Genomic DNA, 17,461 nt, shown 5'->3' with positions numbered 1-17,461 from the left:
GTTATCCGCCTCCCTTCTTTATTTCATATCACGGTTTGCAAAAACGCTATATCCGACCACAAATGAAACCATCAGATAAATGACAGTGACAGCAAGTGTTGTTCCCGCCATTTCAATACTAATGCCATTGCTGACTTTTACCATAGCAGTGGCGAGCCATGCATAGAAAAAAGAACTGCCTGGCAAAAAGACGGCGCCGATAATCATCGTAACAAACAGAGCAACACTGAAATGAACAGCCATCACAACTGCTGTATGTTTAATGACAAATGCAAGCGTTGTGAACAGGACAGCCAAAGCAACTGATAATCCGATTTCAAGCAAGGTACGCGTACCAAATTGAACAATGTCTTGGATGCCGGGTATACTACTTAATCCATCAAACATCCAGAAGGCTGTGAATATCGACACGATCATGCAGATGATAAGGATAATGACTGTTGCCATACTTGCTACAAGACATTTTGAAAAAAATACACTAAAACGGCTATGGCCGAGTGTCACCGGATCTTTCATCGTTCCATACGAAAAATCATTGGTAACAAAAAGGCAAATTAATATACCAAGTGCAAGTGGTAAAACCATCGGCATAAACTGCCATACAGTAAAAGGATAGAATACAATTTGCAGGAAGTTGCCATACGTTGATTGGTAGCTGTCCGGATAGCTGCTCAGATCAGCAAGAATCACAAAATCAAAAAATGCACTCAGGACTATGACGACGTAAAAAGACTTCAGATGTTTGAGTTTATAAAGGTCCGCACGTATGACATTAAGCATGTTGAAGACCTCCCATCAGGTTTAAAAAGTAGCTTTCCAGATCGTCCCCTTTTGATTCAATTGTAGTTACCTTCACCCCATCCTGAGCAAAAGCAAGACAAATATCTCCTGACCTGTCAAGAAGCTCGTAAATATGAAGGGTCTCCTCATCCATCACCTCGTAATCGGTTATCTGTAATTTATTTTCCAAAACGAAGGTCGCCTTTTCAATATGATCTACCTGTACACGTAAATATTGACGGCAGCGTGTTTCAAGTTCTCTCTTCGTAAATTCATCGACAAGGTCTCCGTTATGAATCACACCATAACGTGTTGCAATCTTGGACAATTCGCCTAGAATGTGACTGGAAATCAGTATAGTAATGTTGTAGCTTTCATTTAGTTCTTTAAGCAAATGGCGCATTTCCCTAATGCCCTCCGGATCAAGTCCATTCGTCGGCTCGTCCAGAATGAGAAAGTCCGGATTGGAAAGCAGGGCAAGACCAAGTCCAAGTCGCTGCTTCATCCCCAGTGAAAAGTTCTTCACCTTCTTATTGCCAGTATCCGCCAAGCCAATTGTGTTTAAAACCTCTGTGATACGCTTCTCGTCAGGTATTCCTAACGTTAGCTGTCTAACTTTCATGTTTTGATAAGCTGTATATGACGGATACAGAGAGGGGGATTCAATGATACTCCCTATTCTTCGGCGATGATGGCGGATTGCACTCTCTACTGTTTGTGTAAATAATTCCATTGATCCTTCGCTGGGCGCGACAAGGCCGGTAATCATACGGATCAATGTCGTTTTCCCAGCGCCGTTTCGCCCGATCAATCCATAAATATCTCCTTTTTCAATCGTCATATTGACATGGTTAAGTGCAACCTGTTCGCGGTATTTTTTAGTTAAATCAAACGTCCGTAATACGTGGTTCTGCATGGAAAGACACCTTCCTTTTGATGTGATGTCTTTAAGATATGGGAAATTTTATAAAACACTTTAAAGAAACCTTTAAAAAAGTCTTAAATGTCATCTGCCAGCTTGAAACCAACTCCCCAAACCGTTTTAATATATTCCGATTCAGGACTTGCCTGCTCCAGTTTACTGCGAATTTTACTAACGTGGACACTGACAGTATTATCATCGCCGAAGTACTCGTCTCCCCATACAGTTTCATAAATATTAGCCTTGGAGAAGACTTTATGTGGATGTTGCATAAACAGTTTAAGGATTAAAAATTCGCGCCGGGTGAATGAAAGTTGCGTTCCGTTCACCGTGACGATATGTGTTTCAGGATCTAGCGTTATATCTTTGTAGCTCAATTTATCCTTATCGTGTACCGATTCAATTTGCCGAAAGCGGACTTCGATTCTTGCCAGCAGTTCATCAGGATAAAAAGGCTTTACGATATAATCATCGGCACCTAATTTTAATAGATGTACGGTCGTTTCCTTATCCTTTTTTGCAGTTATCACGATAATCGGCACTTTAGAGATAACCCGTATTTTTTGTAATACATCCTCCCCTGGTAAACCCGGCAGCATTAAATCGAGTAGCACGAGGTCGAAGGAATTGGTTTCAAAAAGTCTTAACGCTTCGGTGCCGGAAAACGCGGACACGGTACGATAGTCATTTTTATACAGCAGATCTGCCAGCATTCGGTGAATGTCGTTATCATCTTCTATAATAAGGATCGTGGTCACATGCTTACCTCCCACAAGCCAGGTCGGCAAAACCTAAAACCCGCATAATCATAAAGTAATATTTCCGCTTTTCTCTTCTTCAATTATTATATCTCCTTCACCAAATCATCCTTCCAATTACAGGTTAAAAATAATTAGCGAAAAAACGGGACTTCTTTCACTCCTGCCATGCGTGCGTAAACAAACATTTGGCCTTTATGGTGAATCTCGTGATCATACATTGCAGTAAGATACCTTTTCTTAGACCCTTGAAGTTTCGGGTGCGATGAATTATTTTCGGCTTCCAACTCTGCATCAGTCAATGATTCGTATGTAAGCTTTGTTTTTTTCGTGAAGTCCTTTACAGCTTTGCGCACGTCTCCCATCGTCTTACATTCAGGAATGTCCGGTGAAGCAAACTCTTCTGTTTTGACCATTGAAACGAACACGTCATTCCATCCAGCAATATGCAATGCCAGTTCACCAAGTGCCATTGCCCCTCCCCATGGCCTGAAGTCAATATGTTCGTCATCGATGGATTCCAGTAATTCCTCCAACACATGCCGATGTTGCAACCATTCATTCATCATTTGCTTTGCTTGTCCCATATTATTTCCTCCCTCGTATTGGGTCTTCCATCTGAACGTAAAAAACCCATTTTAAACATAATTCGTTATGGAACAACTTAATTCCTTTTTTAAATCTGACGTTATTATTCCATTATATGGTTCGATCGTATTTAGAATGGCACTCGATCGGTACAAGCACCTCAGCATTTATTATTTTTTAAGTTTTAATTTCCTTTTCAAGATCGTTAACTTTTTGTTGCATCACTTTTTTTGGCTCATAATTTTTTCTGCAATAAGGATAACAAATCCTACAACTGCAACAATTACACCAGCTGCTCCTATGCCAAAAAGCGCCTAATCAATTATTGAGGAAAGGAAATGAGAATTGAATTTAGAACGTTTGATATCCATCTAGTACTCTTCGAAGCCGATCTATGAACACTTTATTTGTAAAGCTTCGCTGCTTCCTCCAAAAAGTTTAAATATTTAGCAATAAAACCTTTTGGCTTCATAATTTTAACTTTATTACCGAAGCCGGCTAAAAACTGGTAGGCAAATTGATTCTTAGGCAATTCAATTGTCGTAAGGTAACTTCTTGTAGTCGCTTTTGTAACGGCATTTTTTCCGTATCTCTCAATAAATTGATCTCTTACAGCAACATCTACCAATAGCTGTACACTAACCAAATTTTGTTGTTCATTGTGTTGTTTTTCTTCTTTAAATTCCTTATCAGACCTTGGGACAAAAAAACCGTCTTTTTGGATATTTAATATCCTCGTCAATTTAAACGTTCGATAGTCCTTCCGTTCTAAACTATAACCAAATAGATACCAATGCATCTCGCTTAAATGTATCTTATAGGGTTCTACGACTCTATACGTTTTGTTTCCTTTTTGATCCACATAATCAAACTTTATTAACCAATTATTCTCAATTGCTTGCTTGATAAATAAAATATCTTCTTTGATTTGACTTCTTCCTGGCCAATCATAAAAAGTTAAATCAAGTTTTGGAGAAATATCTGCGCTGGTCATTCCTTTGATTTTTTGAATAGTGGTTTGAATTTCTTGATTCGTAATCAGTTGTTCAAAACCACCTAAAGCTATGAGTATATTTTCAATATCTTTGTTATTTAATAATCGTTTATCGAATTTATACTCTTCCATTAGCGCATATCCTCCTTCAGCACCATATTTCGCATAAATAGGGATGTTTGCATAACTTAATGTTTCCATATCACGCTGAATCGTTCGTCTAGTTACATTAAAAAGTCGACTAAATTCTGATGACGAAACAACTTCCTTTTGTAGCAAGATCATAACTATCGAGACAAGTCTCTCAATTTTTTTCATATTATCCTCCCATATACGACATACACTTGTCGCCTATGTTCTATTATACTTCAAATATGAAAAGGAGGAAATAAATTATGAAAGCAATAGCTTATCTACAATTTGATGGGAAGGCAGAAGAAGCGTTAACCTATTATGAAAAGGCATTACAAGTAACAAGTGTAAAAAAGGTGAGATTTGGTGCTTTTGGTCAAGATCCAAACACTCCATTAACGGAAGAGGAACAAAATATGATTATGGAATCTCGTATTGAGTTTTCAGGGAATATTTTAATGCTCTCTGATGTACTGCCTTCTATGCAAGCTGTGACAGGCGAAGTCACAAAGGGGAATACCGTCTTAATCAGTATCATTGATGCTGAACCAGAAATGAATAAACAAATTTTTGAAAAGCTTTCAGAAGGTGGTACTGTGATCATGCCGTTATCTTCTACGCCATGGTCAGCAAGTTTTGGAATGTTAGTCGATAAATTTGGTGTAATGTGGAAATTTAATAGTGAGGCGAGTAAATTTCTAGATAGTTTCGTAAATTAAATTTGTATTATTAGAGTTTGGGTCTCGCCAACATTTTGACGAAACACCCACACTAAGACAGTATTTCCATAACAGACCCTGAAGATCCTATATGATTGGGGGATTTCAGGGTCTGTTTTATTTCTATTATCGTATGAGCCTTTCATTTAGAAATAGGCATGTAAATGGGCAAAGAATATATAGTAGGAAGGAATACTAAACACTGCAGCACAACATCCAAATTATTAAGGACAGTACTTTGTTGCCCTAAAACAAGCAGGGCTTAATCTACCAAAACAATGTAAATAATCCCATAAGTCATGTGAACGCTCCTACACCTGCCGCTTCCTCCGGATAAATATAGCCAAATACATAAAAACAACCATATATACAATTAACATAGCAATACTAAGCAATTCTGGCGGGTTTCCAAGTACAATTTCCCATGCGCCGCTGCCAAAGTAATAGGACGGTAACCACTCACCAATATTTTGTAAGAGCGGCGGAAATGCTTCCATTGGCATCCACATACCTCCTAAAATAGCCAAACCTAAATACAGAATGTTACTAACACCACTTGCGGTTTCCACCTTTTTCATTGTCCCAATTAATGATCCTAATGCTAAAAATGGGATGGAGGCAATGAGTATCCAGGCGCCCGCAGCTATCCACTGTCCTGCCGTTAACGCAATTCCATTGATAATAGACCCAACAGTAAAAATGACGATGATGGATAATAAGTGCATGATCATTTGACCGAACATCTTTGCTGAAAAGTATGCCCAGGAAGGAAACGGGGTGATTTTCATGAACCTCGCCCACCCTTGCGTATGCTCCTGAACCATACGGATGCCAAAATTCATGACCGCTGAACCCATTACACTAAAGGTGGTCATAGACATTAGAAAGTGTGCCTGCCATTCATCTTGATCTGGGAGTTCCGTGTTGAAAACATTCGTATAGATAAAATAAAATGCGATCGGCATCATTAAGGACCAAAATACATAATATGGATTTCTAAATATACGTATTACTTCAAACCTGCATTGTGTCAGAATTCCTTTCACCCTGCTTCCGCCTCCTCTTTATCTCCTGTTAATTGCTCGAAAACATCATCCAGTCTGCCTTGATTAATACGAATATTTTTAGCGGAAATGTTTAAACGAAACAATTCCGATAAGACAAAGTCTGTATCCTCTGTGACGACATAGACCACGCCATCTTTTTCATAGCATCGCATAACGGTATCTACTGTTTCCATTTTCGCAATGGCATCTTGATCCTCTGTTTCAAAGGAAACGCTCCTTGTCGTAAGATTGCGCTTAATATCTTCCGGCTCACCGTCGGCAATGATTTCCCCATTATTAAACAGGATAATCCGCTCCGAGAAATCATCCGCTTCCTCAAGATAATGTGTTGTAAAAATGATCGTTTTTCCCTTTTCCTTCAATGATTCTACCTTATTCCAAAACTTCCTTCTAGCCGTTGTATCTAATCCAACAGTAGGCTCATCGAAAAAAATGACATCCGGGTTTCCTGCAAGGGCAATCGCAAAACCTAATCTCCTTTTTTGCCCGCCAGATAGTTTATCCGCCTTTTTCTTTAGGTCAGCTTTCTCCAGTCCTGTCAGAGCGATCAGTTCTTCCATAGAGAGCGGCGATGAATAATAACTCCGAAACATTGTTAAAACTTCATGAACCTTGAGCATATCCATTACGCTTACTTCCTGCAGCATCGCACCAATTTTATTTCGAACAGCTACCTGTTTTGGACTTTTCCCAAGGAGTTCCACTTTTCCTTCATTTGGATCAAGCAGTCCCAACATCATCGAAATAGTTGTTGTTTTTCCCGCTCCATTCGGTCCAAGAATCGCTACTGCTGACCCTTTTTCAATGGAAATAGAAACATTATTTACTGCTTGAACTTTACCAAACTTCTTCGATACATTTTCTAATATTATCACGTTAGACACCAAACAAACCTCCAATATTGTTTACTGTTCATTCCATTGCAAATTTTGCAAAACTTTGGGGTGCAGTATTTTTCACATGTTGAGAGATTCCCTTCAAAAGGGCGTTGTTGTTGAGCCAACAAATAGCGATGGCAGTGAATATAAGACGCTATAATACAGGATATAGAAAACGGACCGCCCGGAAAGCCCATTATTGCGCCTGTTTACGGTAATTCAAAATTTGACTGCTTTACCCGAATTAGTTTTTAAGGTTACAACAACACTGGCTATACTAACTAAAGCTCCTAATACCACAATAATACTCACTCCAAGATTATTAGGAAAAAGAAATCCGATTGGTATAATTCCCAAAAATGCAATCACTACAAATGCTTGATACACTGCAGAAAGAATTATCACAATACGATTGGTGAATAACGATAAAATCAATGGCGGTAAAAAGAGTGCTATGATCATTCCAATCGATATCCATAAACCAGCAGGCTCATCGAATGAAACTGTGTTAGGACCTGTGGGATGTTTGGCAGCCAGCAAAACCGCCGCAACAGCAATGATTAAAGTTAGAAAAACCATTAAAAACCTTTTAAACATAATAATGAAATCTCCTTTTTTACTTTACCAGTCACAATATATCCGATAAACCCACTTTAGCATTTGGTCCAATTTTAGTTTATTAATTGTATAACGTCCGTGCCCGAAAAAAGTTCCCATTAATTATAGAAAAGTCAGGATAAATTACAAATTTTCTTCAAAATCCATTTCCTAGCTTTATTGTGGCTGTTAAGAACGTACACACATACAACAACATATTTTTTGTTTGCAAATCGTTTTTTCGTGTTATAATAAACATAGACACAAGAAAAAGGCATAAGCTAATAAAGACCGAAGATACGCGAATATCTTCGGTCGGCAATGAATCGCTCCCCTTCAAGAGGGGTCGGCGCAAGTAAGGAATAGACCTCACTGGCCTGGTAATCCGAGGGAGGTCTATTTTTTATGGTCTATAATCGTCACAACGAGTGTTGCGAAAGCGATCATTAAAACCATTGTCTCAAAAACAGACATAGGCAACACCCCCTTTCGTTGCAGCGTATCGTATGGCACTACAACCGTCAGGAATGCGCCGACCTCCCTTGAGGAAAACGCGATCATTGCTTGTTTTCATTATATCACTTGTTTCGGGAGTTTAAAGAAGTATTTTAATTTTCAACAAATAAAGCCCTCATATGGAATATGAAAGGCAATCTTTATCTGGTAAACAACCTGATGTGATTATCCACTCAAAAGCCGTTTTCACCAACAAGATGCTTTATACATCCTGTTGACAATGAACAGATAATTACCGACACCCCCGAAACTGACAACTATATCCATTTTATTGTCCATCGCTTTTAAACCATTTCAGCATTCAAAAACCCCCCTTAAATAGGTGCTTCCTTTTTCGATTCTATTGATTTCACAATTTAATCCAATTCGAATATAGCATTTATTCCGTTCTATCAATCAATTTCAAATAAACCTTTACAAATTTATTTCAAAATGAGATAATAAATGTAACATAATCGTAATATTGTAACGAATTCGTAATAATGATTATAAAATTTAACATAAGCTATTAGGAGGATGCAAAATGGAAGGACACATTCATAACGTCGCAATCTTGCATAACGGAAAAGAAGAAACTATTCATTCAACCCCCCGCACTCAGAAAACTGAAAACCCGGAAAATAACTAAGCACAATGGACAAAGCTGAATTTCTATGGATGTCCGGTGGCGCAGCTGTAATTGGTACGTGCATCTATCTGCTGTCTGTGGTCACAATGTAAACAACTTGTACAAGAAATTAAATAGCAAAACGCATAAAGGCTGGGACATGCCAAAATAACGTAAAAAGGTTCCGATTATCGTTTTTTGATGATCGGAACCTTTTTTACCCCCTTTTCCTGAAAGTTGTCTTTCTCTTCATCCTTGTGACAGCGTATCTGATAGGGAAGTTGTTAATCTTATAACGGCGGCTTTACTTACGTCATGTTCCGGGGAATCATGAGGTTCATACCTTGCATAACCACTTTTAGATTCAATCAATTGTTCTACTCCAAATATTTGTTCCAACATCTGTAGAGATACGATTCTTACACGGGAAATGTTTCAACATCGCATTAATTAGCTGCTATAAATCGGAAGTGCCGATTTCTTCTAATACCCTTATTAAAAGCACTAGATTATTGTCAGGCGGTTAATTTCGTTTTTTGTTTCGCATTAAAAATGAAATCACGATTCCAGCAGCTAATGCACCTATTGCTCCAAAGAGTGCTTGCACAAAAGATTGCGTTACTATATAAGTACCTATAAAAGTTCCGATTGTTAAACCTGTAGGAAGGGGCCAATTCAAAAATCACATCTCCCTTCTAGCCAAAAGATAATAGCTGAACAATATGACCATTACATACGATATTGGCACTTTTCTTTATAATTAGGGAAAAGCGCCCTTTAAGGTTCTAACAGTCTGTCTAACCCCATTTCTCCCCAACTTTATGACTAAGAAAGAATACTGAAATAAGAAATAACATAACCAATAATGAACCTAAAATCGTATTCATGGTTAAAAATCCGGCTTTGGAAAAGTAATTAAAAAATACAATATTATAGGGGATGATCAGGAATAATAAATATAAAGCTTGTAACGGATGTGTAAACATATTTATAGCAAACAAAAGGTTTAACCCGAAAAACAAAAAATAATATTGTGTTATCGCCGCTATCAATATCAGGATAGAGGAAGCAATTGAAACACAAAAACAACGGCAGAAAACTGTGCTGCGGTAATGTCTTCAAACTTCTTCATTTCTTTTTGTGCAAATGAAGGAATCTTCCTGCTAATCCGAGGATAAATTTTCTTAAACCATCCTTCAATCGTCATAATCTCTTCCAAATTGTGAAGCATAAATATAATTATAAAAGACGTAACCAAAACATAAACGACCGATCCCCCCACTTCATTACTTTATTTGTTACCCGAAACCACATTTTTTTGATTGTCCCGTTATACAGCGTTAGAACTGAACACTAAACCCGTTAAACCGATGAATCCCTGTGCCAAATTTAACAAGGCCTCTTTCTTTTAGAAACGTAACCGCCAGTTTTACTTCTTCTAAAATTTCCGGATCAAGGCCCAAGGTGTTATGAGAACCGTACACCATGGAAACATTTCCCATCCCTGCTATTCTTTCCAGGGAACGAACTAAATCAACAGGATTCGTTGATGGATAGAAAGCATACACAGGAGTTTCATCATAAAGTAAATCGCCCGTAAACAAATACCCGTTGTTCTCATCAAAAACGCATATATGACCTGGTGAATGCCCTGGAGTATGATGTATGGTCAACTTTCTATTTCCTAAATCAATAACATCCCCATCTGCTACAAATCCCGCTGGCTCTCCTTGATACGGCGTATATGTATTAGGGTCAAATATTTCGGGAGGAGGTATGGTAATGTCCCGGTTTATATTTTTTCTTATTTGCTCTATAGGTAATCCCTTAATGCCGTTTATTAGCCAGTCAGCATCCTTCTCATGGACATAGATCCTTTTAAATTCACTATGGCTTCCGATATGATCTGCATGAGCATGTGTCGTAATAACGGTGATGGGCAAGTCCGTAAGCTGATCGGTTATTCTTTTTATATTATCAATACCAAGACCCGTATCAATTAGCACTGCCTTTTCCTTCCCAATTAATAAAAATGAATGCACTTTCTCCCAATGACCATATTCGCTGATTGCAAATGTAAAGCGATCGATTTCCTGAACGGTAAACCACGAATCCTTAATCGTTTTAAAGACCTCCTTCCATAAAATGGGGGTATTAATTTGGAAAGAACACACGTCTTATCCCTGTTGCAGACAGAGTAGGACCCCAAAGGCTTTTTAAACACATAGCCTACTTTTTCATAACCAGCTTTTTCTTCATAAAATCGATGAGCATCTGTACGTTTTAATCCCGATGATAGGGCAACACTTTCATAACCATTTTCTTTAGCCCATTCATGAACATACGACAGAAGCTTATGGCCGTACCCATTGGAACGTTTATTCTTATCCGTAACTAAATCACATACCCAAACAAAGCGCTCGTAGTAAAGGGTGATCATAGGCTTGAATTCTGTAACCGCAACAACTTCTCCTTGATCATTCAAAGCATACAATTGATACATATCTTTTTCTTTGGCCTCCGTTACCAAATCGAGATAAGCTTTTTCATCAAGATGCGTACGTAATTGATTCATTACCGGAAAAGCATCAAGGATTTCCATTTGGGATTGAAGTTCATTGATAGTCAAGGTACTCATTGTAAGGCTTTTTTTAGTAACCTGCCTGTTTGTTCAATATGCTTCCCTTAATTAATGGCCCTTTTCTTAAAGGTAAGACTCTGACCCTTATTCCGGGTAAGAGAACGATATTGGAATAGAAGTCATGGTTTTGTTTTTAAATACTCGATTTTACGAATATCCTTATGATTATTGTTTTCCGCCCGATAACTGTCCTTATATGAGGCTTCATATACCTGCAAATATTGATTCGGCGTTAACAAGTAAAATTTTACATCTTCCTTTTGATGTATTTCCAAATCCTTTAACGATACTCCTGCGAAAGATGGTAAAGTATCAATGATACCAAACCCGACTGATAATCCTCTTTTAAAAAATTCATGTTCATGTAAATCTACTAAACGATATTCAAAGGAGCCCATAACCTCCACAATACGATTCCAATTAAAAATAGCCTTTTCAGCAGGTACTTCCCAACCCCTTTCATCACCAGGTACATGGATATCTAAATCCTGAGCATCCCAATTTCTTTCTGTGACAATTTCTAATCCTACTGAACCCATTAGCAATGGTGTAATTTTAATTTCATTTAATTTTCTGGTTATCCTTAAAAATTCATTAAATTTATAGTTATCCATCTATTCCTCCTGCGGTTATTACATCGTATATCCATTTTTCAATAATTTGATTAAATAAATCTGGTTCTGCCAGCGGCACTCCGTGACCAACCCCGGAAATTACTACACCAGTACAATTTGGGTTATTATTCACTATATCAACTGCTGATTTTTCCATAATACCTTTTTCTTTTGCCCCACAGTAACTAATATTTTTCCATTGACTTTGCTAAATTCATTAGGTATTTCAATGACATATTCTCTTTTAATATCCTTACAAGTGTATGTCGTTCCATCTATCTATTCAAGCCATAATACCACCCCAACAACAGTAACTGTGATTAAACTAATTTCGATTAGCGTTAGTTTGTAATTGCTGCGATTCTCCGAAAATCTCCATTCAACATATGTTTGAAACCCAAGTTGAATTACCGTAAAAAAGGCTGATATCAGAATCAGGATAAGCGGCCTTGCTATAAAAATAACCCCGCAGGCTATAACTGAAAAAATAAAAATCACACGTAATGTCCAATCACCTTTTTTATGAAATTCATTAATATAATTATACGAGAACCACTTCCTTTTATCGGCTCCCATCCAGCGGCGAAGAAAGGCTGGAATTACAGCTACGAGAAAAACAACTACTGCCATAATAATTAAAAATTCCTTCCAAAACCCTGGTTGCAGTCCGTAGTGTCCCATTTAAAATCAGCTCCGTTTTCATCGGGGTTACCCGTCCCCAACCGTTTTCTCCTTACTATAAATTTCATAAGCAAAATATCCAGCTAAATATCCTATACTAGCTCCTAAGCTGACTGTAGATAGTAGAGAAATAGAGAAAAACATGCCTAGAATTATACCAACAGTGCAACCCAAAAGCATTCCCATTGGTATGAAACTATCTAACAGGACTTGAGCACCTTTTGATTTTTTCCTGCCCAAGTTGCCTTGATTATACTTATGTTTAAGCCTTCCGATTACGAATACTGCAACCCCTCCCGCTATTAAAACAGGCACAATTGCCATGACAAATCCCATGTCAGAACCCCCTTTCACTTTTAATCAGGTTATTCCTGCTGCGCCACTGTTAGAAGTATGTTGTTCATCCTAAGTTTTATTTGAGCGTTTTGTTCATAATTAAATCCGTTTGTTTTTCATCACCCATATAAAAAGCATGGGCACCCGTTTGAACGAACCCCATTTTCTCATAAAAAGAAATCGCATTTTCGTTTTTTTCCCATACACCCAGCCAGATTTTCCTTTTATTCTGTTCCTGCGCAATTTCAAATGCTTTATTTAACAGAAGTTTACCAAGCCCTTGTTTTTGAAATTTGTTCTTTATATAAATCCGCTCAATTTCAAGTGATTCCGCACCCATTTCCTCAGACTGAGCATCACCGAAATTAACCTTTAAATATCCAGCCGCCTCTCCATGAAAATAAATAAAGAAGAATTTCGAAGAAGGATTGGATAATTCTTTTTCCACTTCCTTTATATGAAACGCTCTCTCCAAGTAGGCATTCATATTTTCAGGCGAGTTCTGATCTTTAAATGTATCATGAAATGTTTCATAACTAATTTCCTGAAGCAGCCGTAAATCCTCAAGGGTGCATTTTTTAATATTTATCGTCATTTTATATGGTGCTCCTTTTGATATTCTTATTCCAAAGCATCGATGTATCAGCTATTATTTACTTCACGTAGCACAGCCAATATTCCGTCCACTGCTTAATGGCCTGTTCCTCCATTATCAGCTGTTCCTGTTTTTTTCCTGAACTTTTTTCATCATCCCTGCCAGCAACTCAGGTGATCCGCAGCCATGGTTTCGTTTTATGTCAAACATAAGCCGGATTTCCTTTAAGGTCATGCCAAGCCCTTGCATCTCTTTAATCGCATAGAAATCCTGGATATCCTTTTCCTCATAAATCCTTCTATTGTTGCTCCAGGCCGGCTTAATCATGCCCCATTCTTCATAATGCCTGACCGTGTCTTTTGTTGCTTCAACAGCCTTTACAAATGCACCAATTTTCACTGGAAAATCACTCCTGAAAATTTCTCTTGATATGGGGTCGACCCCACTATGTATGCTAATGATACGAATGGAGGTGACCAAATGATTCACACCATCCTGATAATTCTGTATTCTCTTCTTAGTATAACAGGAAATTTGATTTATTTCCGGGAAAATTTCAAGGATCTTCAACAAAGACAGAGTTTATCATTACTATTATTTATATTAATCCATACCTGTTTTCTTATAATTGGCATTGCATGTCTTTTCACTGCGGTTCATACGTTAATGTTATTGGCGGTCGAGGTACTCGTCATTATTTCACGTATTATCAATGGCCAGATACTATACTTGAAAAACAATTGGCGCCATTATTTCGTAACCGTTCCACTTATGACGATTATTTTCTTTCTTCCCTCCAATAATTTATGAAAAAACAGCCAAATCCTCTGCAATCAATGGTATACTATTAGAAATTTTCGGGGGAGGTTAATGGTATGGATTACGTAATCCGTAGTATGCAAAAAGAAGATATTCCTTACGTTCAACATGTCGCGAAAACAAGCTGGAACAGTACGTATGAAGGGATCATACCACGAAAAGTTCAGGAAAATTTCCTGCAGGCAGCTTATAATGACGATCGGATGGAAATGCGATTGCAACGTTCTTTTCTATACGTAGCTAAGGTTGATGGGAAAATTGCTGGCTTTGTAAAATTTTCTCCAGTTAATGAAGAGGGAAAGGCTGAGCTTGGTGCCATCTATTTACTTCCAGCGCACCAGGGAAACGGCATAGGATCCGCATTGCTGAAAAGGGGGAATAGAGGAACTGGAGAATTTTAAAGAAGTTTATATCAGCGTTGAAAAAGACAATGAAATCGGAAAAAGTTTTTATCTGGCAAAAGGGTTCAAAATTATTTCCGAGTTTGAGGATAACTTTGATGGCCATATTTTAAAGACAATCCGCATGGTTCTGCATATATAAAGCTCGCCTTTGCAGCGAGCTTTATTTTTGTTAGTCGACATTTCCCGGGAAATATCGACAAAACTATTTCCTATTTTTCTGCTTTTTCATATAACACATCAAAGTGGTTTACCATTTCAAAATCCAAATCCGTCAATCCTTTTGCCCGCCAAGAGGTAATCTTCAATGTGACAGCTTTATAGTCGATCGAAATAAACGGATGATGCTGCTTGCTCTCTGCATACTCGGCAATTTGGTCAACAAACCGTACCCCTGCCAGGAAGTTTTTGAAATGATATTTCCGGGCTATCCATTTTTCATCAAGTCGTTTCCATTTCGGTAATTGTTCAAGTTCTTGTTTAATTTGTTCTTCATTCAAACGTTCCATATTTCCATCTCCTTTCTAATTTTATAGTTTCGATCTTGCTGTTGCTGTTACATTTAGTTTAACAAATCCAGATGCGAAATTCTCTCCTTATCACTCCCAATCAACCGGAAAAAACTTATGCACACCTTATCCACAGGTATTTGTGCATAAGTGTGTGGAAAAATCAGTTTTCACCGTATATAATTCAGGATTAATTCGATGACTTTTTAAAATGTAGTTTGGGTTCGGTGATTTTTATAAGTTATTCGGCGGTTTTCCTTCCTAGTTCAGTGAAAGTATCAGATCGTTCAGTGAATTTTGACTAAACTTCAGTACCTTTTGAACAAACTTCAGTATCCAGCCAGGAACCGTACCCATTACCATAAAAAGGGGGCCTCCGTGACCAGGCCACGAATCAGAGTGATGTCTTCTCGCATTGCTCAAGCACCAACAAACAAAATTCAGCATCCACCCCGCCCCAGCCTGCCAACCAAAAGAGGACGCTCCACACCTAATCCGCGGAGCATCCTCAATCAATATTACTGCATCTGCACTCTATGCAAATGCGCAAATATCCCTTCCCGTTTTAACAATTCTTCGTGATTTCCTTCCTCCTCAATACCGTTTTTCGTTACAACCATAATCCGATCCGCATTTTTAATTGTTGCTAGACGATGGGCGATGATAAGTGTTGTTCGGTCTTTAGCCAGTTCTGTTAGTGCTTGCTGAATAATCATTTCCGTTTCCGTGTCAAGTGCGGATGTTGCTTCATCCAAAATCAGGATTGGCGGATTTTTCAGGAACATCCTGGCAATAGCAATCCGCTGCTTTTGCCCGCCAGATAGCTTCAACCCTCGTTCGCCGACCTGTGTTTCATAGCCATCAGGAAGTTCATTAATAAATTCTTCCATATGGGCCCGCCTTGCAGCTTCCTCAATTTCCTCGTTCGTTGCGTCAAGCTTCCCATATGCAATGTTTTCCCGTAGTGTGCCGGTAAATAAAAACACATCCTGCTGCACAATGCCGATTTGGCGGCGCAGAGACTCTTTGGTCATATCGCGAAGATCGATTCCATCAATGGTTATGCGGCCGGCGTCAACGTCATAAAACCTTGGTATCAGGGAACAAATGGTTGTCTTTCCAGCACCTGAGGGCCCAACAAAGGCAATCGTTTCACCAGCGTTAATGGCAAAGCTGAGTGATGTTAGCACCGGTGCTTTCGTTTTTTCATAGCCAAATGTTACACGATCAAATAAAATATCGCCCTTTAAAAATGAGACGTTTTGAGCTCCTTCACGGTCAACTACTTCCGGGGAAATTGCCAGCAGATCGGTAAACCGTTTAAAACCTGCCATGCCTTTTGGATATAATTCAAGCAAGGCACTGATTTTTTCAATCGGTTTAAATAATACGTTTGCAAACAGAACAAATGCTACCAACTCACCCATTTCCAGCTTGTCATTAAATGTTAGCCATGACCCGAAAACGAGAACAACTAATACAATAAAACGCATCATCATGTAGATATTGGAGTTGACGAATGCCATTACTTTATAGGCACCGACTTTTGCTTTGCGGAAACTGTAATTATTTTTTGTAAATCGCTTCATCTCAAATTTCTCATTGGTAAATGACTGGACAACCCGAACACCGGAAACCGCATCTTCCACACGTGCGTTTACATCCGCTATATCGTGATACATCTTGCGCCAGGCCTTGCTCATCTTAATATTACTGTAAGCAATCAGCCAAATTAATATCGGTACAATGATTAAAATAATCACCGACAGTTGAAAGTTAATGTTAAACATTAGTAAAAAGGCACCGACAAACGTCATGATTGCAATGAAAAAGTCTTCCGGCCCATGGTGGGCAAGCTCACCAATATCAAATAAATCATTTGTTATCCGACTCATGATATGTCCGGTTTTTGTATTATCAAAAAAGCGAAATGACTGTTTTTGTACATGGTTGAATAATTGCTGCCGCATATCGGTTTCAATATTGACACCAAGCTTATGTCCCCAATACGTAACAATATATTGTAAAAATGTGCTCAGTAAATAAACTGCCAACAGCCCAATACTGACAAGTACAATCAGATTCCAGTCGCCACTTGGCAACAGCTTGTCAATAAATGACTGTACAGCTACCGGAAAAGCCAATTCCAGGAGAGCAACAATAACAGCACAGGAAAAGTCAATCAAAAATAACCGCCGATGAGGTTTATAATCACTAGCGTTGCATAAATATATTTATAATTTTCTGCAAATGTCATTCCTGTGATTTTTGTCAAAAAGTCAAAGTCCAATCAAAGATGGCTCCGTC

Annotated in this window: 21 protein-coding genes and 2 pseudogenes; 2 read left to right on the top strand and 21 right to left on the bottom strand. The window is 38.3% G+C overall.

Annotation, left to right across the window (positions count from 1 at the left end; all coding sequences use genetic code 11):
- Positions 1–18: 18 nt before the first annotated feature.
- The 5 genes from IEX12_RS12270 to IEX12_RS12250 form a co-directional block, all read right to left on the bottom strand.
- Positions 19–780: an ABC transporter permease gene (locus IEX12_RS12270; RefSeq protein WP_088051650.1), complete on the bottom strand. Its 762-nt coding sequence runs from the start codon at positions 778–780 to the stop codon at positions 19–21.
- Positions 773–1,696: an ABC transporter ATP-binding protein gene (locus IEX12_RS12265; protein ID WP_102416227.1), complete on the bottom strand. Its 924-nt coding sequence runs from the start codon at positions 1,694–1,696 to the stop codon at positions 773–775. Before IEX12_RS12265 ends, IEX12_RS12270 begins: the two co-directional genes overlap by 8 nt.
- 83 nt (positions 1,697–1,779) lie before the next feature.
- On the bottom strand, positions 1,780–2,460 hold the full coding sequence (locus tag IEX12_RS12260; RefSeq protein WP_200809530.1) for a response regulator transcription factor: 681 nt from the start codon (positions 2,458–2,460) through the stop codon (positions 1,780–1,782).
- 134 nt (positions 2,461–2,594) lie between these two features.
- Positions 2,595–3,047 (bottom strand): DinB family protein, encoded by a 453-nt coding sequence (locus tag IEX12_RS12255; protein ID WP_088051652.1) that lies wholly within the window; start codon positions 3,045–3,047, stop codon positions 2,595–2,597.
- 404 nt (positions 3,048–3,451) lie between these two features.
- Complete coding sequence (locus IEX12_RS12250) at positions 3,452–4,360, bottom strand: helix-turn-helix transcriptional regulator (protein WP_088051653.1); 909 nt, start codon at positions 4,358–4,360, stop codon at positions 3,452–3,454.
- A gap of 77 nt (positions 4,361–4,437) precedes the next feature.
- Here IEX12_RS12250 and IEX12_RS12245 point away from each other — a divergent pair, with 77 nt between their 5' ends.
- Positions 4,438–4,893: a VOC family protein gene (locus tag IEX12_RS12245; protein ID WP_088051654.1), complete on the top strand. Its 456-nt coding sequence runs from the start codon at positions 4,438–4,440 to the stop codon at positions 4,891–4,893.
- A gap of 311 nt (positions 4,894–5,204) precedes the next feature.
- On the opposite strand, the gene IEX12_RS12240 is transcribed toward IEX12_RS12245, so the two are convergent.
- From IEX12_RS12240 to IEX12_RS12180, 14 genes and pseudogenes are all read right to left on the bottom strand, one after another.
- A complete protein-coding gene (locus IEX12_RS12240) occupies positions 5,205–5,939 on the bottom strand; it encodes an ABC transporter permease (RefSeq protein WP_088051655.1) in 735 nt (244 codons plus the stop codon).
- Positions 5,936–6,844 (bottom strand): ABC transporter ATP-binding protein, encoded by a 909-nt coding sequence (locus IEX12_RS12235; protein ID WP_155554618.1) that lies wholly within the window; start codon positions 6,842–6,844, stop codon positions 5,936–5,938. The genes IEX12_RS12240 and IEX12_RS12235 overlap by 4 nt, the downstream gene beginning before the upstream one ends.
- A gap of 213 nt (positions 6,845–7,057) precedes the next feature.
- Positions 7,058–7,435 carry a YdeH family membrane protein gene (locus tag IEX12_RS12230; RefSeq protein WP_155554619.1) on the bottom strand — a complete coding sequence of 126 codons (378 nt, stop codon included), beginning with the start codon at positions 7,433–7,435 and terminating at the stop codon, positions 7,058–7,060.
- A gap of 396 nt (positions 7,436–7,831) precedes the next feature.
- Positions 7,832–7,909 carry a putative holin-like toxin gene (locus IEX12_RS23855; RefSeq protein ID WP_371871315.1) on the bottom strand — a complete coding sequence of 26 codons (78 nt, stop codon included), beginning with the start codon at positions 7,907–7,909 and terminating at the stop codon, positions 7,832–7,834.
- 1,172 nt (positions 7,910–9,081) lie between these two features.
- Positions 9,082–9,237, bottom strand: coding sequence for a hypothetical protein (locus IEX12_RS12225; protein ID WP_159457800.1), 156 nt, complete (start codon positions 9,235–9,237; stop codon positions 9,082–9,084).
- A gap of 375 nt (positions 9,238–9,612) precedes the next feature.
- The gene (locus tag IEX12_RS23460; protein WP_235000430.1) at positions 9,613–9,765 is read right to left on the bottom strand and encodes a hypothetical protein; all 153 of its coding nucleotides are present in this window, start codon (positions 9,763–9,765) and stop codon (positions 9,613–9,615) included.
- A 133-nt stretch (positions 9,766–9,898) separates the two neighbouring features.
- Entirely contained in the window at positions 9,899–10,678 is a 780-nt protein-coding gene (locus tag IEX12_RS12215; protein ID WP_088053468.1) for an MBL fold metallo-hydrolase, read from the bottom strand.
- 86 nt (positions 10,679–10,764) lie between these two features.
- Positions 10,765–11,196, bottom strand: a pseudogene (locus IEX12_RS12210) (GNAT family N-acetyltransferase); the annotation flags it as partial.
- A gap of 122 nt (positions 11,197–11,318) precedes the next feature.
- Positions 11,319–11,813 (bottom strand): phosphoribosylanthranilate isomerase, encoded by a 495-nt coding sequence (locus IEX12_RS12205; protein WP_088051659.1) that lies wholly within the window; start codon positions 11,811–11,813, stop codon positions 11,319–11,321.
- Positions 11,806–11,970, bottom strand: coding sequence for an alpha/beta fold hydrolase (locus IEX12_RS12200; RefSeq protein WP_123057238.1), 165 nt, complete (start codon positions 11,968–11,970; stop codon positions 11,806–11,808). Before IEX12_RS12200 ends, IEX12_RS12205 begins: the two co-directional genes overlap by 8 nt.
- A gap of 122 nt (positions 11,971–12,092) precedes the next feature.
- The gene (locus tag IEX12_RS12195; protein WP_102416229.1) at positions 12,093–12,494 is read right to left on the bottom strand and encodes a DUF4181 domain-containing protein; all 402 of its coding nucleotides are present in this window, start codon (positions 12,492–12,494) and stop codon (positions 12,093–12,095) included.
- A gap of 27 nt (positions 12,495–12,521) precedes the next feature.
- Positions 12,522–12,830, bottom strand: coding sequence for a hypothetical protein (locus IEX12_RS12190; protein ID WP_102416230.1), 309 nt, complete (start codon positions 12,828–12,830; stop codon positions 12,522–12,524).
- A 76-nt stretch (positions 12,831–12,906) separates the two neighbouring features.
- On the bottom strand, positions 12,907–13,425 hold the full coding sequence (paiA, locus tag IEX12_RS12185) for a spermidine/spermine N(1)-acetyltransferase (RefSeq protein ID WP_088051662.1): 519 nt from the start codon (positions 13,423–13,425) through the stop codon (positions 12,907–12,909).
- A gap of 117 nt (positions 13,426–13,542) precedes the next feature.
- Positions 13,543–13,824, bottom strand: a complete 282-nt coding sequence (locus IEX12_RS12180) for a helix-turn-helix domain-containing protein (RefSeq protein ID WP_159457802.1) — start codon at positions 13,822–13,824, stop codon at positions 13,543–13,545.
- Between the two features lie 476 nt (positions 13,825–14,300).
- Between IEX12_RS12180 and IEX12_RS12175 the strand changes: the two are divergent.
- Positions 14,301–14,787 (top strand): annotated as a pseudogene (locus IEX12_RS12175) (GNAT family N-acetyltransferase).
- A 70-nt stretch (positions 14,788–14,857) separates the two neighbouring features.
- Here IEX12_RS12175 and IEX12_RS12170 read toward each other — a convergent pair.
- Together IEX12_RS12170 and IEX12_RS12165 are read right to left on the bottom strand one after the other, a co-directional pair.
- Complete coding sequence (locus IEX12_RS12170) at positions 14,858–15,154, bottom strand: 4a-hydroxytetrahydrobiopterin dehydratase (protein WP_088051664.1); 297 nt, start codon at positions 15,152–15,154, stop codon at positions 14,858–14,860.
- A gap of 518 nt (positions 15,155–15,672) precedes the next feature.
- The gene (locus IEX12_RS12165; protein ID WP_188725282.1) at positions 15,673–17,388 is read right to left on the bottom strand and encodes an ABC transporter ATP-binding protein; all 1,716 of its coding nucleotides are present in this window, start codon (positions 17,386–17,388) and stop codon (positions 15,673–15,675) included.
- Positions 17,389–17,461 lie beyond the last annotated feature (73 nt).

Source organism: Lentibacillus populi (assembly GCA_014642895.1).
In the GTDB taxonomy this organism is placed as follows: domain Bacteria; phylum Bacillota; class Bacilli; order Bacillales; family Amphibacillaceae; genus Lentibacillus_C; species Lentibacillus_C populi.
This window is presented reverse-complemented; position numbering and strand designations above follow the sequence as displayed.